This window comes from Corallincola holothuriorum, from assembly GCF_003336225.1.
GTDB lineage: Bacteria > Pseudomonadota > Gammaproteobacteria > Enterobacterales > Neiellaceae > Corallincola > Corallincola holothuriorum.
Genome location: NZ_QPID01000007.1, coordinates 41,036 through 61,018 on the forward strand (window position 1 = coordinate 41,036; position 19,983 = coordinate 61,018).

Annotated in this window: 17 protein-coding genes; 6 read left to right on the plus strand and 11 right to left on the minus strand. The window is 48.9% G+C overall.

Going from position 1 to position 19,983, the window contains the following annotated elements:
• Position 1 precedes the first annotated feature (1 nt).
• Positions 2-1,462, plus strand: a complete 1,461-nt coding sequence (locus DU002_RS12175) for an efflux transporter outer membrane subunit (protein ID WP_114338672.1) — start codon at positions 2-4, stop codon at positions 1,460-1,462.
• Positions 1,463-1,682: 220 nt separating this feature from the next.
• Positions 1,683-1,943: a YfhL family 4Fe-4S dicluster ferredoxin gene (locus DU002_RS12180; RefSeq protein WP_114338673.1), complete on the plus strand. Its 261-nt coding sequence runs from the start codon at positions 1,683-1,685 to the stop codon at positions 1,941-1,943.
• Between the two features lie 93 nt (positions 1,944-2,036).
• On the opposite strand, the gene DU002_RS12185 is transcribed toward DU002_RS12180, so the two are convergent.
• Together DU002_RS12185 and ubiT are read right to left on the minus strand one after the other, a co-directional pair.
• Positions 2,037-4,163 carry an alpha-amylase family glycosyl hydrolase gene (locus tag DU002_RS12185; protein ID WP_114338674.1) on the minus strand — a complete coding sequence of 709 codons (2,127 nt, stop codon included), beginning with the start codon at positions 4,161-4,163 and terminating at the stop codon, positions 2,037-2,039.
• A 194-nt stretch (positions 4,164-4,357) separates the two neighbouring features.
• On the minus strand, positions 4,358-4,873 hold the full coding sequence (gene ubiT / locus DU002_RS12190; protein ID WP_114338675.1) for a ubiquinone anaerobic biosynthesis accessory factor UbiT: 516 nt from the start codon (positions 4,871-4,873) through the stop codon (positions 4,358-4,360).
• A gap of 134 nt (positions 4,874-5,007) precedes the next feature.
• On the opposite strand from ubiT, the gene ubiU reads away from it, so the two are divergent.
• Together ubiU and DU002_RS12200 are read left to right on the plus strand one after the other, a co-directional pair.
• Complete coding sequence (ubiU, locus tag DU002_RS12195) at positions 5,008-6,003, plus strand: ubiquinone anaerobic biosynthesis protein UbiU (RefSeq protein ID WP_114338676.1); 996 nt, start codon at positions 5,008-5,010, stop codon at positions 6,001-6,003.
• A 13-nt stretch (positions 6,004-6,016) separates the two neighbouring features.
• On the plus strand, positions 6,017-6,895 hold the full coding sequence (locus DU002_RS12200; RefSeq protein WP_114338677.1) for a U32 family peptidase: 879 nt from the start codon (positions 6,017-6,019) through the stop codon (positions 6,893-6,895).
• Between the two features lie 55 nt (positions 6,896-6,950).
• On the opposite strand, the gene DU002_RS12205 is transcribed toward DU002_RS12200, so the two are convergent.
• Positions 6,951-8,216, minus strand: coding sequence for a glutamate-5-semialdehyde dehydrogenase (locus tag DU002_RS12205; protein WP_407642943.1), 1,266 nt, complete (start codon positions 8,214-8,216; stop codon positions 6,951-6,953).
• Between the two features lie 9 nt (positions 8,217-8,225).
• Complete coding sequence (gene proB, locus DU002_RS12210; RefSeq protein ID WP_114338678.1) at positions 8,226-9,344, minus strand: glutamate 5-kinase; 1,119 nt, start codon at positions 9,342-9,344, stop codon at positions 8,226-8,228.
• A 363-nt stretch (positions 9,345-9,707) separates the two neighbouring features.
• On the opposite strand from proB, the gene DU002_RS12215 reads away from it, so the two are divergent.
• A complete protein-coding gene (locus DU002_RS12215; RefSeq protein WP_114338679.1) occupies positions 9,708-11,210 on the plus strand; it encodes a GGDEF domain-containing protein in 1,503 nt (500 codons plus the stop codon).
• Here DU002_RS12215 and DU002_RS12220 read toward each other — a convergent pair.
• Genes DU002_RS12220 through DU002_RS12230 form a run of 3 tightly spaced genes read right to left on the minus strand, consistent with a single transcriptional unit; the run spans position 11,191 to position 14,257 of the window.
• On the minus strand, positions 11,191-12,432 hold the full coding sequence (locus tag DU002_RS12220; RefSeq protein ID WP_114338680.1) for an alpha/beta fold hydrolase: 1,242 nt from the start codon (positions 12,430-12,432) through the stop codon (positions 11,191-11,193). The genes DU002_RS12215 and DU002_RS12220 overlap by 20 nt on opposite strands.
• 20 nt (positions 12,433-12,452) lie before the next feature.
• A complete protein-coding gene (gene gpt / locus DU002_RS12225; protein ID WP_114338681.1) occupies positions 12,453-12,932 on the minus strand; it encodes a xanthine phosphoribosyltransferase in 480 nt (159 codons plus the stop codon).
• 26 nt (positions 12,933-12,958) lie between these two features.
• Complete coding sequence (locus DU002_RS12230; protein WP_114338682.1) at positions 12,959-14,257, minus strand: NCS2 family permease; 1,299 nt, start codon at positions 14,255-14,257, stop codon at positions 12,959-12,961.
• A gap of 447 nt (positions 14,258-14,704) precedes the next feature.
• Between DU002_RS12230 and DU002_RS12235 the strand changes: the two genes are divergently transcribed.
• Positions 14,705-16,162: an aminoacyl-histidine dipeptidase gene (locus tag DU002_RS12235; protein ID WP_114338683.1), complete on the plus strand. Its 1,458-nt coding sequence runs from the start codon at positions 14,705-14,707 to the stop codon at positions 16,160-16,162.
• An 81-nt stretch (positions 16,163-16,243) separates the two neighbouring features.
• Here DU002_RS12235 and dinB read toward each other — a convergent pair whose 3' ends face one another.
• The 4 genes from dinB to nqrF form a co-directional block, all read right to left on the minus strand.
• A complete protein-coding gene (dinB, locus tag DU002_RS12240; RefSeq protein ID WP_114338684.1) occupies positions 16,244-17,317 on the minus strand; it encodes a DNA polymerase IV in 1,074 nt (357 codons plus the stop codon).
• 135 nt (positions 17,318-17,452) lie between these two features.
• Positions 17,453-17,677 carry a (Na+)-NQR maturation NqrM gene (gene nqrM, locus DU002_RS12245; RefSeq protein ID WP_114338685.1) on the minus strand — a complete coding sequence of 75 codons (225 nt, stop codon included), beginning with the start codon at positions 17,675-17,677 and terminating at the stop codon, positions 17,453-17,455.
• A gap of 4 nt (positions 17,678-17,681) precedes the next feature.
• Positions 17,682-18,722: an FAD:protein FMN transferase gene (locus tag DU002_RS12250; protein WP_114338686.1), complete on the minus strand. Its 1,041-nt coding sequence runs from the start codon at positions 18,720-18,722 to the stop codon at positions 17,682-17,684.
• A gap of 6 nt (positions 18,723-18,728) precedes the next feature.
• Complete coding sequence (gene nqrF / locus DU002_RS12255) at positions 18,729-19,952, minus strand: NADH:ubiquinone reductase (Na(+)-transporting) subunit F (RefSeq protein ID WP_114338687.1); 1,224 nt, start codon at positions 19,950-19,952, stop codon at positions 18,729-18,731.
• Positions 19,953-19,983: the final 31 nt, after the last annotated feature.

Below are 19,983 nucleotides of genomic sequence, written 5' to 3' on the forward strand. Positions count from 1 at the left end.
TATGAGACCTCTCAAACAGCTTTACCTGAGTGCCGGGCTAGCTACGTTCTTATTGTTAGGTTGTACCCTCGGGCCAGATTATCAACGCCCCGACTTAGTACTACCCGACGCGTGGCGAATGGACTACAGCTCGGCATCTGAGCTAGTCAATCAGAAGTGGTGGCTAAAATTTAATGATCCCGAACTAAATCGGTTAATCGATCTCGCTTTAGCGGAAAACTTAGATATAAAGATCGCTGCCAGCCGAGTTGAAGAATACTTGGGCTTACTCAGCACAACCCGTTCGCAGTTTTTCCCCGAAATAGGCTATAACGGTGGTGCCGAACGCAATCGAATATCCAAAGAAGCCTATGGTTTCACACCAGGCTCAGACCCTTACTACTCGCAATACGAAGCTGCACTGGGGGCTACCTGGCAGTTGGATCTGTTTGGCCGCGTGCAACGCCAAAATGAAGCCGCGATCGCGAGAGTGTATGAAACTGAGCAAGGTCGACGTGGCGTGATCATGTCTGTCATAACCGGCGTAGCTGCCAGTTATATCAATCTGCGAGGTTTAGATCGCAAATTGACCATCGCCAATGAAACAGCCGAGAGCTACAAGCAAAGCCTAGATATCTTCGAACTCAGACATAAGTACGGTACGGTTTCGATGATGGAAGTGGCGCAAATTGACTCCCAATATCAACAAGCCATCGCATCTATACCGCAACTTGAAGCTCAAATTGCAGCGCAAGAAAATTTGCTGGCTGCTTTGATAGGTAAAAACCCTGAAGGGATTGTCAGGGGTAAAGAGCTGGATGAGATGCAGCTACCCAAAGTACCCTCATCATTACCGTCGACGCTTCTGACCCGCCGCCCAGACCTAATGCAAGCCGAGCAGAACCTGGTCGCCGCAAATGCAGAAGTTGGCGTAGCAGAAACCCTCTACTACCCCGATATATCGATAACCGGCGCCCTCGGATTGGCGAGTGCCGACTTGGATGACTTGCTTGATGGTTCGGCAAAGACATGGAACCTTGGCGCTAATATCACCGGTCCAATATTTACTTTCGGACGGGTAGAAGGCCAAATCCAATCAGCAGAAGCCAGACGAAATCAAGCAGAAGCCAGTTACCGTTTAGCGGTTATTAACGCATTCCGCGATGTCAATGATGCATTGGTATCGACCAGTAGCAACGAACGAACTTACGAGGCGCAATCGAAAAGAACGTTGGCACTGCGCCTATATGCAAAGTATGCCGCCATGCGGTTTGAAAGCGGTGTCGCGAGTTACCTTGATGTACTCTACGCCAATACAGAGCTATTTGATGCTGAGTTGATCACCGTGGATGCACAAGTCTCTCACTACACATCGCTGATAAACATATACAAAGCAATGGGCGGCGGCTGGGTTGATGATGCCGCAACAGCCACTGAAACTGTTAACGTAGAAGAAAAGATGGAACAACAGCCTATCTTATAGTTGCTGTTCGGTTTACGCAGGCCTGAAGCAACCCACCCCACGCGGGTTGCTTTGTTACCCTATGTGGCCGAAAACACTGTGAGTTTTATTCATTGATAAGTTTCTTCGCCTGAGCAATCGGCAGCTTAAAATCAAAAAAGTGAGATTAGCCTAAGTAGATCTGAGACAATGCCTCACATAAATCGCCAAACCGTTTTTTATTCGAACATAGTTTATTGATATGGCATTAAAAATCCTCGATACCTGCACCAATTGCGACATGTGTGAGCCGGAGTGCCCGAATGAAGCGATCGCCATGGGTGAGGAGATCTACGAGATAGATCCCGAGAAGTGTACCGAATGTGTGGGGCATTATGATGATCCCACCTGTGTCAGTGTCTGCCCGATTAAAAATTGCATTATTCCTGATCCCGCACACCCGGATACGGAGGAACAGCTATGGGCAAAATTCGATAAGCTATACGGCATAGAACCAAACTAGCTAAATATCGCGCCTAGGCTATCAATCTGACACGCTAAAACAAGCATTAAAAAAGGAGGCCGAAGCCTCCTTTTTAGTGTTTAGCGACAGTGATTACTCACACTTGCTAACCATCAACTCACCGCCATCATTGCTTGCATTGATGCGGAAGCTATAAACGTATTCACCGGCTTCTGGGATGAAGATCGTTGACTCTGTACCTGCACCCACAGCTGGAGCCATAGTCTGTTCGGTACCGATATTTACTGCACCAGAATTTTCAACAGCAAACTCAGCACTCCAACCTGCATCCGCAAACTTGAAGCCAAACGCTGCTGGCTGAGCTTCATCAACAACAACTTGATAGATATTATCACCCTTGTAGGCGAACTTGTGGCTATCAGGGGTTGCACCGAAGTTATCTCCACCTTCGTAGTTACCACGGATAAACATATCCATGCCAAGGGGACCAACCTCTCCAGCATCAGCGGCAGAACAATCAGCCAGCGGACCTTCACCAACCAAGTTATCACCATCACCTAACGATGGACCTTCAGCTGTCGGTGATGTGATATCGAAAAACGCTGTACCAAACGCGGGTAAAGTAACAGCGTACTCGCCGGCAGCAATCTCAACTGCAGCATCGCTCATCAAGTTGACCAATTGGCCATCACTTCCGATCGCAGTACCGAGGATAGTAACGTTAGCTTCAACACCTTTAGTGTTAACCATCACCAATACGTTATTGTCACCAGCGTCTTTACGATCAATATAGATATATTCATCTGAGTGAATATGCGTACGAGAACCGTTATATAACGCAGGATTAGCGGCTCTTATAGCCATGATGTCAGCAACGTATTGCTTAAGATCGGCTTCTTCAGCAGTCAACTCTACAGGTGTCTCACCCACCAACGTCGGAACACCTTCAATGCGTCCGCTGGTACGAGCAACGTGATCGTCACATAACCCTTGGTCAGCACATGTCGTATTGCTCACCTGGTCTGCAAAACCCGGTACTTCGTAGCCAATTTCATCATTGTAATACAGGGTAATAGGACCACTGTAAGCAGCCATAAACGCAAATGCTGCTTTGTGGCGTGCCCAATATTCCGCTTCATCAGGCTCAGCCAAATTACCACGCTGTAATAGATCGCCAAAACGTAAAATATCGTGGTTTCCGATCATCAGGTTAGGCTGAGCATGATCTGGGTATGCCAGTAACTGCATCATACCTGTATCAAGGTGAGTCGCAGGACGATCCCCTGTACCACCTTCATCCACAGCAAATGTTTGCACGGTGGAGTAGCGAACTGGGAAGTCGAAATTAGAAAGCAACGCGGGCGCAGCTTCAGTGCCATAACCTTGGCTAGCAATCTCTCCGGCACTGCGCCAGATCTCACCAACCATGTAACCCAGAGGGTTAACCTCTACACCATCTTTATTGGTATAGGTGACACCAGCAGAGGCGGTTTCTACGGCGGTACGAATGTTATCCCAATACTCTACAGGCACCTGATAAGCTTGGTCTAAACGCCAGCCATCAATCTTAATTTCGTTCACCCAATAGGTAGCAACTTCGATGTAGAAGTCCAGATCATCTGGGTAAACAGCTTCCTGACCACTGCCCTGCGCAGGACCGTCAGTGCTCAGGCTTCGCCCTTCAGGCGAGCCTGCTGTATTACCGCTATGGTGGCCAAATACGCCATCCAAGAACACATACAAGCCGCGAGCATGCGCTTCGTCGACCAATGTTTTCAGCTGCTCTTTGGTACCAAAATTGTTGTCAACAGTGAAGTAGTCACCAGCGAAATAACCGGTACCATTTAAGCGCGCATCGGAGGTGTTTGATTGAAACACTGGGGTCAGCCAGATAGCGTTCATCCCCAAAGACTCAATGTAGTCTAGTGAATTGATGATCCCTTGAATATCACCTTTATGATGGCTGTTACCATAAGCGGTGTTGTAATCAAAGTTAGTGTCGCCATCAATAAAAGCTTCAACCATCACTTGATATATGCGCAGGTTACAGGTTTCTTCACCCGTTCCTTGATAGCATGACAGACGCTCATCTAAAGGACGTTTTGCAAGCTCTACTGAGATGTCAACCACGTCACCGACGGGCGGATCAATAGGCGGCTCTACAACCGGCGGCTCTTCACCACCGCCACTGCTACCACCACCACATGCTGTCAACACACCGGCGAGCGCCAATGCTAATAAAGACTTTTCGAACTTCATACTGCGTCCTCTGATTTAGCCGCTAAAAATTACAATTGTCACAAAATTGGCAGCCATTTAACCATGAACTGTAAATGTGAGGTAGCTCATATTTAATAATTGCTAGCTGGCGCAAAAACTATCGATGCTGGAACGAATAAAACGCAAAAATCAATAGGTGCAGGTCATAAAACTGCGCTTTTTTTAGCCATATACTAAGCAGGGTCACTCTCTATCAACTGGCGGCGATTAGCTGATTCAACCCAGTCTGCCGCGGTTTCTGACGATTTTTGCAACCAGCCAGGCAACAATTCCATATCTAACTGGGCCAATAAATTTTTCACTTCTAACCCGAGTTCTGTGTCCCCCTCAATTTTCAGCTTTCGCTGAAAGAACAGGGTATCAGGATCTTCTCTTCGGGCAGAAATCAGCACTAAATCATTTAGTTGCGCCGAAAAAATGACATCGCTATCAGGAATGTTTGACGACAATTTCAGCTGTTCATTCGACACACTAAGACAGAATTCCATGCCAAGGTCTGAAATGTCGATCTTTAACCAACGTCCCTCAAGGAAATCTAACTCCCCTTCAGCCAGCGGTTCAGCCAGCAGCTGATCTAATACCTTTGCCAGCAACGGCCTATAAACAGCAAAGGGAGTAACACTGAGTGGCCGACGAACCAATCCCGGTCCATGGCTGACAATCCAGTCGCGTAACTTAAGGGGCAACATAGTTAACCTGCTTATTTGATTTTTCTGTTGCGCAGTATAAGCAGCTTTAGCCAAGCAAAAGCTGCCTCAGGTCAAACCGAACACGGCTGCCGCTCCCTACAATGCAGTCAATTGTGTTCGATAGAGACAAAAACATGGAGTTATTGTGCCCAGCTGGCACCTTGCCAGCGTTGAAGACCGCCATTGACCATGGTGCTGACGCCGTCTATTTAGGGTTAAAAGATGACACCAACGCGCGTCATTTTGCGGGTCTGAACTTTAATGAAAAGCGACTCGAACAAGGTATCGCCTATGCTCATCAACGGGGCAAGAGAGTTCAGATCGCTATCAACACCTTCGCCCACCCAGGCGCTGAAAAACGCTGGCAGTATGCTGTAGATGCGGCCGTAGCCAGCGGTATTGACGCCCTTATTCTTGCCGACATCGGTGTGCTTGACTATGCCGCTAATCGATACCCAGATGCAGAGCTTCATCTGTCAGTGCAAGCATCAGCCACGAGCGCCGATGCGATACGCATGTATCAACAGCAATTTGGTGTGCAACGGGTCGTATTACCCCGAGTCCTGTCTATTAAACAGGTAAAACAGTTGGCTCAGGCCACCGATGTAGAACTGGAAGTTTTCGCTTTTGGTAGTCTCTGCATCATGTCTGAAGGACGCTGCTATTTAAGCTCTTATATGACAGGAGAGAGCCCAAATACCGCAGGCGCCTGCTCTCCCGCTAAGTTCGTTCGCTGGGAATCAAGAGACGATCAATTAGACGTACGACTGAATAAAGTACTGATAGACCGTTTTGGTCAAGATGAAAATGCCGGCTACCCAACACTTTGCAAGGGCCGGTTTGATGTCGATGGTCAGCGTTATCATGTGTTGGAAGAGCCCACAAGTCTCAATACCTTAGAGCTATTACCAGACTTACTGCAATCAGGCATTGCCGCGGTAAAAATAGAGGGGCGACAACGCAGCCCTGCCTATGTGGCAAAGGTAACGCAAGTATGGCGCGAGGCGATAGACCAAGCGAAGCGTGTTGGCAAAGCCTATCAACCCGATCCAAAGGGCATGGCCGAACTTAGCCAGTTGTCCGAAGGCTATCAAACCACCCTGGGTCCTTATCACAAAGCCTGGCAGTAACAGGAACAGAACAATGCAGATTTCACTTGGCCCAGTCCGTTATTATTGGCCTAAAACAGAAATAGAAGCCTTCTATCAGCAAGCGATAGCAAGCGAGGCAGATATTGTCTACCTCGGTGAGGTGGTATGCAGTAAACGCCGAGAGTTAAACAGCGAACAATGGTTCTCACTCGCAAAAGAGTTGGCCAATAACAGCAACAAGCAGATAGTACTATCGACACTGGCACTGATATCCGCAGAATCGGAACTGAAAGAGCTGCAACGCTACTGCGATAACGGTGAGCTATTGGTAGAGGCCAATGATATTGCCGCAGTACAACAGATGAGCGAGCGCAAACTTCCATTCGTGGTGGGCAGCCAGATCAATTGTTACAACCTCAGTGCCCTGCAGCGATTGTTAGCCATGGGCATGAGCCGCTGGGTGATGCCAGTAGAGCTATCATCAGACTGGCTATACACCTTGCTAGAACAAGCGGAAGACGCCGGTATCAGGCAGCAGTTTGAAGTAGAAGTCCAGAGTCATGGCCACCTTCCCCTAGCCTATTCTGCACGCTGCTTTACTGCACGCTCTGAAGATCGTCCCAAAGATAAATGTCAAAAATGCTGCCTGAACTATCCCCAAGGACGTGCAGTCCATAGCCAGGAAGGTGAACGTCTGTTTACCCTTAATGGCTTGGAAACCCAATCAGGGCTCAGTTACAACCTATTCAACGAAATACCAAACATGGTGGGGAAAGTTGACATCGCCCGCATCAGCCCGCAACAGATGGATATTGCACCTTTGGTCTCGGCATTCAAACAGCAGCTAACCGCCCCCATTCATTCACCCTTATCTACTGATGAGTGTAATGGCTATTGGCACCGCCTCGCTGGGATGGTGCAAAGCCAATAGAGCGCACAATAAAAAAGGCAGCTCACGCTGCCTTATTCACGATAACAGATACCTGTTACGAGCGAACGGTATAGTCGCCCTCGATCACCCACTTATAGGTGGTAAGCTCAACCAAACCCATTGGACCTCTGGCATGCAGTTTCTGAGTACTAACCGCTACTTCAGCACCTAAGCCAAACTGGCTACCATCAGTAAAACGTGTTGAAGCATTCACGTAAACGGCTGCCGACGTCACGCCATTAACAAAGGCTGTCGCGTTCGCCATATCGTTGGTTAGAATGCCATCAGAATGTTCACTGCTGTGCTCGCGAATATGCATCAGCGCCGCTTCTAGATCTGCAACAACCTTAATCCCTAAGATTAATGCCAACCATTCCTGATCAAAGTCTTCAGCTCCTGCAGCATGCACATTTGCGCTGCTGCCAGCCAACAAAGGCAAACTCTGTTCGCAAGCACGAAGCTCAACGCCTGACTGTGCCAAACGCTCGGCCAGTGCAGGCAGCAACTCCGCAGCCGCCGCTTCATGTACCAGTAACGTATCGAGGGCATTACACACACTTGGTCGCTGAACTTTGGCGTTCTCAACGACATCAACCACTTTTTCCAAATCGGCCGATGCATCGGCATATAGGTGGCAGATACCAATACCACCGGTGATCACAGGAATAGTGCTCTGCTCTTTACAGAGCTTATGCAGACCTGCACCACCGCGAGGAATGATCATATCTACATAATTGTCCAAGCGCAGCAGCTCAGCAACCAAAGCACGATCGGGGTTTTCAATATACTGCACCGCCTGCATAGGTAACTCAGCGGCAGCCAATGCCTGTTGCACAACACGAGTTAATACCATGTTTGAGTGAACAGTCTCTTTTCCCCCTCGCAAGATCGCAGCGTTGCCAGTTTTCAACGCCAAGGCTGCGACATCAATAGTCACATTAGGGCGCGCTTCGTAGATCACTCCCATGACACCGACAGGGATGCGGCGGCGGCTTAACCGCAGGCCATTCTCCAGCAAGCGACCTTCGATCACTTCACCCACGGGGTCAGCGAGTTCGGCGACACTGCGAACATCGGCAGCGATCGCGGATAGACGAGACTCATCTAACAACAAACGGTCGAGCAACGCCTCGGTCAAGCCATTAGCACGCCCCGCTTCAATATCTTTGTTATTAGCGGTCAAGATCTCGGTCTGATGTGTCACCAAACCATCGGCGATCGCCATCAACGCTTTGTTTTTCGCCCGAGTTGAGGCGGTTGCCAGTTCATAACTGGCTTGCTTGGCCTGTTGACCAAGGGTTTGCAATACGCTCATCTGCATCCTCTGCGCTTAAATCAAAACCAGGTCGTCACGATGAACAACAACCGGGCCAAAATGTATTTGTAAACGTTCACTGATCTGTTCTGAATGGCAACCCATGATCTGCTTTAACTCTTCCATGCCGTAACGGCTGATCCCACGTGCCACTTCGCACCCCTTTTCATCGCACAAAGCGACCAGGGCACCGCGGGAAAAACTCCCTTCAAGAGCGACGATCCCCGCGGGCAGCAGACTAGAGCCCTGATTACATATCGCTTTCACCGCACCGGCATCGATATGAATAGAGCCGCTCTGCTTTGGTCCGGCAAATAGCCACTGCTTCCGAGCATCCAACGGGGCTGGATGTGCCACAAAACGGGTTCCCACCGACTCACCACCACAGGCTCCGGTAATGACATCAGGGTGGTGTCCAGCAGCAATAATGACATCAATCCCCGCGCGCCTTGCTACATCAGCCGCCTGTAGCTTGGTTGCCATGCCCCCCGTACCCAGGCCACTCACACTGTCGCCTGCAATACTCCGTAGCGTTTCGTCGATAGTCTCGACTTCCCGAATTAACTTAGCGTCAGGGTTACTCCTAGGATCGGCAGTAAACAACCCGGGTTGATCAGTTAACAGCAGCAGCAGATCGGCATCCGCCAAGATCGCAGCCAACGCCGATAAATTATCATTGTCGCCTACTTTTATCTCTGCTGTCGCCACCGCGTCATTTTCGTTAATCACCGGAACAATGCGATGCTTCAATAACGTTTTCAGCGTGTCCTGTGCATTCAGGTAGCGCTCACGATCTTCTAAATCAGCACGGGTTAGCAACATTTGCCCCACGTGCAGGCCATATAAGTTGAACAAAGACTCCCAAGTAAGTATCAACTGGCTCTGTCCAACCGCAGCCAGCATCTGCTTCGACGCCACATTATCGGCTATGGTGGGGAAGTTGAGGTGTTCACGGCCTGCAGCAATTGCGCCAGACGATACCAACACCACTTCACAACCCGCTTTATGCAAAGCAGCTATTTGGCGCGTTAACTCAACCATATGCGCCTTATCGAGCAACTGACTGCCGCCGGTAAGCACACTGGTGCCCAGCTTGACAACAATGGTTGGGTATTTTGATGCTAATTCGCCCATCTAATCCTGTTACTCGCTGTAAAGGTTACTTTACCAATAAGGAAGTTGTGCAGGATACTGCGACTAAAGGGGGGCATGCAATAGGCGAACGCCGGCGAGAAAAAATATTGCTCTTCAGAGCATCAGCAACCACTTCAGGCTAACAACTGCCAATCCGCACTACGACATAAAATTGCTGAGTTATCGGGCGAGTTGCAGCCCAATTTAAAAAGAGCCAGAAACAGACGGCTTTTCCCGATAAACATGGATAAATGGCCAAAATAGTCAGTGATATTGCTAACGCTCGGATCTAACAACAGGTTTTAGTTTAAGAAAACCAATATCAGGCTATATTTAGCATGATGGTTTTATAGGATCCAATGAATGAGCAGGCTCACCACAAGGCTGTTGGGAATTTTCGTTTTAGCATTTGCCGTTGGCTTAATAACCTTATTGGCGAGCCGCTACTTCTGGTTGCAGCCCACCGAAATAGCGACACAAGATACCTTAGATCGCGCAACCATAGAGCGCTACCAGTTAGCGCTTAAAGCCACTTCCTTTCAGCTTAAGCAAAACGCCGCTCAGCTTGATAACAATTTCTTTCAACGCCAAATAAACCAAGGCTGGCATGATAAAACATTCGATGCAGCATGGCTGCTGGACAGCACACAACAGCTTTTACTTACTGCAGGTAAAGAGCCTATTTCCAATCAACAGATAGCCCCAGAAAGGCTTACTCTCCTGCTCAGTCAGATCCTCAACCAACCCTTCGATAGCAGCTCAGAACATCCTGTTTGGTTGAATACACCATCGGGAGCCGCCCTAGTTGTAAAAGCAAGAAATGAGTTATCACAACAAGTGGTCGCGATACAGCTTTGGACAGCCGCCAGAATAAACACTTGGCAAACACACTGGTCTCTACCGCTGAATGCTATTTGGTTGCATGACAACAGCACCCCTGGCTCTCTGCGACGTGCTGCCGCATCATTGATACCTTACAGCGAACGCTCTCCAGTACGAATGTCCGACAAATTACGTTGGGTCATCGCCGACAGCAGTGATACCCCCTTGATGCTGTGGGAGGTCAGCGCACCAACAACGCTACCCTTTAGCGGGTTAACCAAAGCACAAATCTGTCTGTTGATAGGCTGGCTCGTGGCTTTGGTGATCTCTGCCACGCTCATCCTAAAACAGTTCATCCAGCCTCAACTACAACTAAAAAAAGCACTACAACAAAGAAATATCGAAAGTGACTACCACCACCCAATTACTATCACCGTAGGCGATGGTCTGACCCGCGAATGTAACTTGTTAATGCGCCATATCCAACAGCAAGATAATCGCCTGTTGAAGCTTTCACACCAAGTCGAGTTATTGAGCAAAACTGACACACTAACCGGGCTGGCCAATAGGCAAAGGTTGGAAGAGTTTCTCGAACAAGAGTGGTCACGCGCTAAGCAGCTTTCCAATTACCTCTGCTTCGGCCTATGCGATCTGGATATGTTTAAGAGTTTCAACGAACGATATGGGGTTGCTCTCGGGGACTCCGCTCTTAAAGAGGTGGCTAAAACATTGGAAGGCAATCTTCATCGAGCCACAGATCTGGTTGCTCGACTCAGCGGCGCCACATTTGCCATCATCCTCACGGACACTGATGGTGCTGGCGCTAAAGTAGTTGGTGATAAATTGCTGCAAGCAATAAGTGAGTTAAACATTCCTCACGCCGATTCCGAGCATAAAATGTTATCGATTAGTATAGGTTGCCTGCCAATGCTGCCGGAAGGGAATTGCACCATTGAACTACTGCTCGCCCAAGCCAATCACGCTTTGGTACAAGCGAAAAGCAAGGGCGGTAACCAGGTCAGCGTTACGTCAAATAAGGTTTAAGCCAAGCGACACTCTGGGTAAACGCTTGCTCCATGCTGTGAATAATATCCGCTCTATCGACCATTAGGCGTTTGTTTTCGCGGCTTGCGTTAAGCATGCGTTTGATATCATCCTCAGGAAACTGCTCGTCCGCTTCCATACCCACAGCTAACATCGGCACTCTGCACTTTCGTGATAGAAGCCCCTGACGCACCAAAGAGAATGTTTGCGCTTTTACAGCAAAGTTACTTATCTCTTTTACATCAGTGTAGAGGCGGGAGGCTATCTGATCCTTGAGCATCGGCGACAACATTGACGTCATCCGCCCATTGACAAATAACTCGTGCAGCGGGCCGCCAATGTTCACCACGGCCTTAAGTAAATCAGGCTTAAGATAAGCAAGGCGTGTAGCAATGTTCCCGCCCATTCGCAAACCGATCATCGCGACTTTCTTATCATCAACCCAAGGGCATGATGGCAAAAACTCAAGGACGGCTTGATGTAAACGCGAGATATCCTCGTTAATTGGCCAGCGTTCACTGTAACCAACTCCAGGCATATCCACCGTCAACATAGCAAAACCGGCGGGGCGTAAGACATCGTCGAAAAGATGAAAAAAACCGTTCTGCAACACATCGCCACCACCACACACAATCACCACTGGCGGTGGAAAGTCGTCATGCGGAAGGTGAAGACTGGCGATAATCTTCTGGCCCTTGTAAGGCACCTCTAGCACCCGCAAGGGACAAGGAAACCAGCGCCCCGCTTCACGGTACGCATGGTTAGATCGGACACGGGCTTCTTGGGCTAGCTGATCACCTCGCAGATGAGGGTAACTAGCAATGGTGTAATAGAGCGAAGCGCGCAACAGGTGGTCACGGGCAGCAAAATGATCGCTAGCTACGACCTCTTTGGCCAGCGCCTGACAACGTGCGGCTTCCTGGCTCCATTCAAACACCCAGTTTCCGGGACGAAACCCTTCAACGGTGTCGAGCAAAGCATCAAAACTACGGGGGTTATCCGACGCCGCAATTTTCGCCAGCACTTCCTGAACCACAATCGGGTCTGCCCCAGCCATGATCCAACGCAGGAACCTATGCTCACGGTACCAATGTAACCCCTCTGGTGGGATCCAACTTTTATCACGCGCACCGCTGACCGTCGATGTTTCAGCTACCCTACTCCGTTGCACACCCACTCTTGCGGCAACATTGTCTTCCTTCATATCCATCATCGACGTCATAACTTTTGCTCCTGAATAGGCTACGCTTCCGATTCCGCAATTGGTGCAATGTAATTTAGCTGCATATCCCAAGGGAACTGGATCCAAGTATCTTGCTCCACATCGGCAACATACTCATCCACTAAAGGGCTGCCCTGAGGCTTAGCATATACAGTCACAAATTTGGCTTTAGGGAACATTTCGCGGATCGCTTTCGCGGTTTCGCCAGTATCAACCAAATCATCAACCACTAAGAAACCTTCACCGTCAGAGGTCTCTGCACCCTTCAGCACTTTTAGTTCACGCTGCGAGTCATGGTCATAACTGGAGATACAAACGGTGTCGATATAGCGAATATTCAACTCTCGCGCCAAAATCCCCGCAGGAACCAGGCCACCACGCGTCACTGCGATAATGCCTTTCCATTGGTCAGCAGGCAGCTGACGCAACGCCAATTCTCTGGTGGCACGATGAAACTCTTCCCATGAGACAAAAAATTCTTTGTTGGTTTTAAAACTCATAGCGTCCTCTTGATCGCAGTGTTCTATTAGTGAGGGACGAAAGCCAGCTTAATCACTGACAAAATAGCCAATACCCAGATAGCAACATTGACCTCTTTATGACGGCCACTAAGTACCTTAATAACTGCGTAGCTGATAAAGCCCAAGGCAATACCATTCGCAATAGAAAAAGTAAGAGGCATCAACACGGCTACCACTGCAGCAGGCGCTGACTCAGTCAGGTCATCCCACTTCACATTAGCTAAGCCAGAAAGCATCAGTACTGAAACGTAAAATAGTGCAGCGGCGGTCGCGTACGCGGGCACCATGCCAGCCAACGGTGCGAAAAACAGCGCCAGCAAAAACAAGATACCAACCACTACGGCTGTCAGTCCTGTCCGACCACCCTCTTCTACACCCGCACCACTTTCAATATAGCTTGTCGTACTTGAAGTACCCAGAACAGCACCGGCAACTGTCGCTGAGGAGTCGGCCAGCAGCGCTTTACTTAAACGCGGAAGGTTGCCTTTCTCATCAGTTAAGTTACCGCGCTGAGCAACGGCTGTGAGGGTGCCAGCGGTATCAAATAGATCAACAAACAAAAAGGCGAAAATCACACTGATCATAGCAACATCAAACGCCCCCGCTATATCGAGCTGAGCAAACGTCGGCGCAATAGAAGGCGGCATAGAAACAAGACCATGATAAACCTGCTTGTCATCAAACAGGAATGAGATCGCAGTGATAGCAAGGATCGCGATCATGACACCGCCTTTTACCTTACGATACTCTAGGGCAACGATGAGGAAGAAGCCAAGCGTAGCAAGGATCACTCCAGGTGTTTTGACGTCACCAAGGGTTACTAACGTGGCACCGTGATCAACAATAATCCCCGCGTTTTTGAGTGCGATAAGGCCCAGAAACAAACCAATACCGGCACCAATGCCGACCCTTAACACCTGCGGAATGGAGTTGATTATCCACTCGCGTATCTTAAATAAGCTAAGCAGGACAAAAAGAACACCAGACAGGAATACCGCACCCAATGCGACTTCCCAGCTTTTACCCATACCCATCACAACGGTAAACGTGAAAAAGGCATTCAACCCCATGCCAGGCGCCTGTGCGATAGGATAATTAGCCAACAAGCCCATGATGAAACAACCAATGGCAGCGGCGAGACAGGTAGCAACAAACACCGCTCCCTTGTCCATGCCAGCCAGTTCCAAAATATTAGGGTTCACAAAAACAATGTATGCCATTGTCAGGAACGTCGTAATTCCGGCAACCACCTCAGTTTTCACACTGGTCTTGTGGGCCTTAAGTTGGAACAACTTCTCCAGCATCGTCTGCTTCCTGTTCTGTCTTTAAGTTATAAAAAAATCCCGGCAACCGGAGGCTGTCAGGTTTGTTATTCGTTTTAATATGTGCGATCCAAACGTGTAGATTTAGATATAGATGAGGATCGAATGTTTCGCGAGCGTAATAAAACACATCGCTGATGGTGCGCCATTATCGCGATCTAGCCGTGAGCTTCAATAGGCACGCTTGACATGTGTCAACAAAGGCCAAAAGATGCTCCCTTTTGCTTAACGATAAAACAAAGCATAGCCAACCAAAAGCCACCCACGCAGACCCAAATAAACACTAGCAAAGTAAGCCAACAAGCGATGGGTGTTCACCAAAGTAAACACCCTCTTAACCACAGAGATGGCTCATCCCTCTGGTTCAATGATCAAGGGTTACGTAGAATCGATCTAAATGGCACACAGAGAGCCAGTTAGGAGCCTCCAGTGAAACAATTAGAAACCAGCAATGCCGGGCCTGTTTGGCATTTTTTCTCACAGATTTGCGCTATTCCCCACCCATCAAAACATGAACAACAATTGTCACTCTGGATCCAGCATTGGGCAAGAGAGAAAGGCTTGGCAGTAGATGAAGATGCCACAGGCAACTTAAAGATATCTAAACCCGCCACAGCAGGCATGGAAAATCGAGCAGGCGTGGTGATGCAGGCTCACCTGGATATGGTGCCACAAAAAAATAGTGACAGTACCCATGACTTTGTCACGGATCCGATCCGCCCTTACATTGATGGCGAATGGGTCACTGCCGATGGCACCACGTTAGGTGCGGACAATGGCATAGGTATGGCTTCTGCCCTGGCCATACTGGACAGTGACGATGTTCCCCATGGCCCACTCGAAGTGCTGCTAACGATTGATGAAGAAGCCGGCATGACGGGCGCCTTTAACCTGCAACCAGGCTGGTTTAACGGCAAAATCCTGATCAACACCGATTCAGAGCAAAACGGTGAAGTCTATATGGGCTGCGCTGGCGGTGTTGATGCCAACTTCAATTTACCGATAGAGCGGGAAGTTGCATCAGGCCAGATGGCAGCAATGAAGTTTGAGCTGCGAGGGCTCAAAGGCGGCCACTCAGGTTGTGATATCCACCTTGGTCGCGGTACAGCAAACCAACTAATGGCACAACTGCTTCGACATATAGGCCAACAGCACACGCTGCAGGTGAGCAACTTTAGCGGTGGTAGCCTGCGCAACGCCATCGCCCGTGAAGCAGATTGTGAACTGTGGGTGTTCGCTACAGAGCAGGATGAGATACAAGTTAAAGCAGAGGCTTTTTTCAGTCAGCATCAACAGCTGTTATCAGTAAAAGAGCCGACCATGAGCCTCGCCGTCAGCCGGGTGAGCAGCGACACTGTGCCACTGTCTCAGACCAGTAGCCAACAACTGATAAATTTACTTTGCGCGCTGCCCCATGGCGTGGTTCGTATGAGTGATAGCATTGAAGGCGTGGTAGAAACCTCAACCAACCTAGGCGTTGTTCGGACAGAGGCAGATACGGTCTCTGTGCAATGCCTAATACGTTCGCTTAACGATACTGGCCGCCAGCAAATTGCTGAGCAACACGCAGCAATCGCCGAACTCAGCGGTGCCAGCGTTAGTTTTGATGGTGCTTACCCTGGATGGGAGCCGGATACCAACTCTATTGCCATGACCACGGTACGTGAAACCTACCAAGCGCTATTTGGCAAACTGCCAAACATTATGGTGATCCACGCAGGTCTCGAATGCGGCCTGTTTAAAGCGGCTTACCCTGATTGGGATATGGTATCCATTGGACCAACTATTCGCTTCCCTCACTCGCCAGATGAGAAAGTAGAAATAGCCAGTGTTGATGACTATTGGACACTGCTCAAAGGTGTACTCGCAGCGATCCCTGCGGCCTAACCTCTGCTCCCTAAGGCACACAAATAGGGCTTGGATTATTCCCAGCCCTATTAATAGTTAAGGCATACAAAGCCACCGGCATCACCACTCAAACTGTAACTGTTTGGCACCTTCTTTCACTTCCGGTAAACCAATATTGAGCCCCACTAAACGGATCCCTCTGCCTTCAGCCCGTGCATAAGCCTTCTTCAGTAGATCAAGATACAAGCTCTGTCTCACTTGCGACGTGGTTTGTTCAACCGTGGTTTGTTGAAAGTCATCAAACTTTAGCTTCACACCCTGTTTATGGATCTGGCGTTTGGGATCATGTTTATCTAAGCGTTGTAGCAGTTCAGGTAGCAGATTAGCTGCAACCTCCTGACACTGTTGAAAAGTAGATATATCTTTACTCAATGTTGTTTCGACACCGACTGAGCGACGCACATGAGTTCCATCCACCGGACGGTTATCTATACCAAAGCTTCTTTGCCATAAAGCTTCGCCAAATCGACCGACTAGCTGCACTATTTCATCCACGCTTTTTTCTCGACAATCCGCCGTGGTTCTCAACCCCATATCTGCCAACCGTTGCTCGGTTACCGGCCCGACTCCAGGGATCTTGCGCAACGGCAACGCTGCAACAAACGCCTCCACCCCATCAGGTGGAACAATACAGATGCCATTGGGCTTGTTCTCGTCGCTGGCTATTTTGGCAATAAATTTATTAGGAGCAACTCCGGCCGAGGCTGTTAACCCCGTTTCATTGACGATCTCAGTGCGGATAGCTTCAGCAATCAGCGTCGCACTGCCATGGTGTGCTTGGCAATGAGTCACATCTAAATAAGCCTCATCCAGAGATAAAGGCTCGATAAGGTTGGTATAACGTTGAAAGATACTCTGGATATGCCGGGAAACCGACTTATAGGCATCAAAACGAGGCTTTACCAGAATCAGATTAGGACACTGACGTAATGCCGTCGCCGTGGCCATCGCAGAGCGCACACCAAAGCGACGGGCGCTATAGTTACAAGTGGCGATCACCCCTCGGCGATCAGATTGACCACCAACCGCTATCGGCTTATCTCGCCATTGCGGATTATCTCGCATCTCAACGGCGGCATAAAAACAATCCATATCGATATGAATGATCTTTCTTTGCAGTGTTGACTTCGCCATCTCATTTAAACACTGAGCACTGTATATAAAAACAGTATAATGGTTAGTCTAGGTTTACTCCAGTGCGCAATATAAAAACTATTAAAAATAAAAAAGCACCCGCAGGTGCTTTAATCGAACAGCTATTAATCGCTATTAGATAATCCGGTGCTTCTCGAGCATTTCGCGACGTCGTTCCTCTTTCGCTTCCCGCTTCCTGCGCTTCTCACAGGGCTCAGGGCAATCACAGACTTTATCCATCCCCAAAGCTGCGATACCACCACAACTGCCAGCGATCTTCTTACGTTGCAATAGGTAACCAATGGCCATTGCTGCAACAACGGTTAATAACAAGCCAAAGGTAAGTAAAAACACAGTCATAATACTAAGATCCTTGGGACGCCAAGTACTGCTCAAAATTTGGGCTAGTGTACTCCACAAAGCCATCATCCGTCTTTACGATCATCAATACGGGTAACTGATGCTGCTCGGCAAACAAACGACCTTTTTCTGGCCCCATCACCATCAAAGCCGTAGCCAACCCATCTGCGGTCATACAACTTGAAGCGATCACTGTCGCCGAGACCAAACGATGATTAATCGGGTGGCCAGTTTCGGGATCGATGGTATGAGAATAACGGATACCACCGTCTTCAAAATAGTTTCGATAGTCACCAGACGTAGCAACCGCATTATCACCCGGCTCGATGATACGTTGTACCATACGTGACTGGGTATCAGGCTTTTCAACGGCAATACGCCACTTGTTACCTTGCAGATTATGGCCACGGGTACGTAACTCGCCACCCACCTCAACCAAGTAGTTTCTATAACCCAAGCTATCAAGCAGGTCAGCAACGCTATCCACACCATAGCCTTTAGCGATAGCGGATAGATCAACATAGAGATCCACTGCCGATTTTTGCAGTGAGAGTGCTGCGGTCACGGTTAACTGCTGATAACCCATTCGCGCTTTCGCCTCTGCGATTTCAGCAGCAGTTGGCGTCTCTTCGGGTCTGGCCTGGGGGCCAAACCCCCACAGATTGACCAACGGACCAATGGTGACGTCTAGCGCTCCCTTGGTCTGTTCACCAAGGCGCAATGCTTCCTTCACCACCTCGCTTGTGGCTGCAGATACAGTGAATGGCTGGAGTCCCCGGTACTGATTGAATCGACTCAGCTCAGAGTCTTGCCGATAGGTCGACATCTGATCGTTAACTAACTCAAGGCGCTGATCGATCTGCTTCTGTAACGCAGCGGTATCCTGGAGCGGGTTATCCACGACCAAAGTGATGTGGTAAAAGGTGCCCATGGTACTGCCAGCCAAACGCACCGCTTCAGGTGGCGTATGACTTGGACCGCAAGCTGAGATAAAAAAGGCCAGCCCAAACAGGGCCAGCCATTTTGTTAGTGATTGAATAGGCATTCCTATTTAACCACCAAAATCATCAAGCAGGATATTTTCATCCTCAACACCCAGATCTTTGAGCATGTTAATCACAGCAGCATTCATCACTGGAGGACCACACATGTAATACTCACAATCTTCAGGGGCTTCATGGTCTCGCAGGTAATTTTCAAACAATACGTTATGAATAAAACCTGTATACCCATCCCAATTATCTTCAGGCTGCGGATCTGACAGAGCGACATGCCACTGGAAATTCGGATGCTCTTTCTGCAGCATATCGAAATCTTCCACATAGAACATTTCGCGCTTAGAGCGAGCACCATACCAGAAGCTCATCTTGCGCTTTGAATCAAGGCGACGTAGCTGATCGAAGATATGGCTGCGCATAGGTGCCATACCCGCACCACCACCAACAAATACCATTTCGTTCTCAGTCTCTTTAGCGAAGAACTCACCAAATGGACCTGAAATAGTGACCTTATCACCCGCTTTCAAGTTAAAGATGAATGATGACATCTTACCGCACGGCGCACTTGGGTTATTTGGCGGTGGCGTAGCAATACGCACGTTTAGCATAATGATGCCAAACTCTTCCGGATAGTTCGCCATTGAATAGGCGCGGATGGTCTCTTCATCAACCTTAGATTCGAGGTTGAAGAAGCCAAAACGCTCCCAGTCACCACGATACTCTTCATCCACTTCGAAGTCTTTGTACTTCACGTGGTGTGCAGGGGCTTCGATCTGAATATAACCACCGGCACGGAAAGGTACGCTTTCACCATCAGGAATTTTTAGCTTCAGCTCTTTAATGAAAGTCGCTTTGTTATCATTAGAGATAACCTCGCACTCCCACTTCTTAATACCGAAAACTTCCTCTTCCAGCTCAATCTTCATGTCCTGCTTCACATTGACCTGACAAGCCAAACGACAACCATGTTTGGCTTCCCGCTTAGTGATATGGTCAAGCTCTGTTGGCAAGATATCTCCACCACCATCATGAATATCCACTCGGCACTGACCACATGAGCCACCACCACCACAAGCAGATGAGATGAAGATGCCGGAATCAGCCAGCACATTGAGCAACTTGCCGCCAGCGGCAGCGGTAATACTTTTATCTGGGTCGTCATTAATGGAGATGACCACATCCCCAGAACTAACCAGTTTCGACTTGGCAAACAGGATCACAAACACCAGCGCCAAGACGATTAGCGTGAACATACTTACGCCAAGAACAATTTCCATCGTCTTTTCCTTAGTAACTTATCACCGTCAC

Coding starts and splice junctions, on each gene's coding strand:
- gpt (WP_114338681.1), bottom strand. CDS start 12,932: ATGAGTTTTAAAACCAACAAAGAATTTTTTGTCTCATGGGAAGAGTTT.
- DU002_RS12205 (WP_407642943.1), bottom strand. CDS start 8,216: ATGCAGATGAGCGTATTGCAAACCCTTGGTCAACAGGCCAAGCAAGCC.
- DU002_RS12215 (WP_114338679.1), top strand. CDS start 9,708: ATGAGCAGGCTCACCACAAGGCTGTTGGGAATTTTCGTTTTAGCATTT.
- ubiU (WP_114338676.1), top strand. CDS start 5,008: ATGGAGTTATTGTGCCCAGCTGGCACCTTGCCAGCGTTGAAGACCGCC.
- DU002_RS12185 (WP_114338674.1), bottom strand. CDS start 4,163: ATGAAGTTCGAAAAGTCTTTATTAGCATTGGCGCTCGCCGGTGTGTTG.
- nqrF (WP_114338687.1), bottom strand. CDS start 19,952: ATGGAAATTGTTCTTGGCGTAAGTATGTTCACGCTAATCGTCTTGGCG.
- DU002_RS12230 (WP_114338682.1), bottom strand. CDS start 14,257: ATGCTGGAGAAGTTGTTCCAACTTAAGGCCCACAAGACCAGTGTGAAA.
- nqrM (WP_114338685.1), bottom strand. CDS start 17,677: ATGACTGTGTTTTTACTTACCTTTGGCTTGTTATTAACCGTTGTTGCA.
- dinB (WP_114338684.1), bottom strand. CDS start 17,317: ATGGCGAAGTCAACACTGCAAAGAAAGATCATTCATATCGATATGGAT.
- DU002_RS12220 (WP_114338680.1), bottom strand. CDS start 12,432: ATGACGTCGATGATGGATATGAAGGAAGACAATGTTGCCGCAAGAGTG.
- DU002_RS12250 (WP_114338686.1), bottom strand. CDS start 18,722: ATGCCTATTCAATCACTAACAAAATGGCTGGCCCTGTTTGGGCTGGCC.
- proB (WP_114338678.1), bottom strand. CDS start 9,344: ATGGGCGAATTAGCATCAAAATACCCAACCATTGTTGTCAAGCTGGGC.
- ubiT (WP_114338675.1), bottom strand. CDS start 4,873: ATGTTGCCCCTTAAGTTACGCGACTGGATTGTCAGCCATGGACCGGGA.
- DU002_RS12180 (WP_114338673.1), top strand. CDS start 1,683: ATGGCATTAAAAATCCTCGATACCTGCACCAATTGCGACATGTGTGAG.
- DU002_RS12175 (WP_114338672.1), top strand. CDS start 2: ATGAGACCTCTCAAACAGCTTTACCTGAGTGCCGGGCTAGCTACGTTC.
- DU002_RS12200 (WP_114338677.1), top strand. CDS start 6,017: ATGCAGATTTCACTTGGCCCAGTCCGTTATTATTGGCCTAAAACAGAA.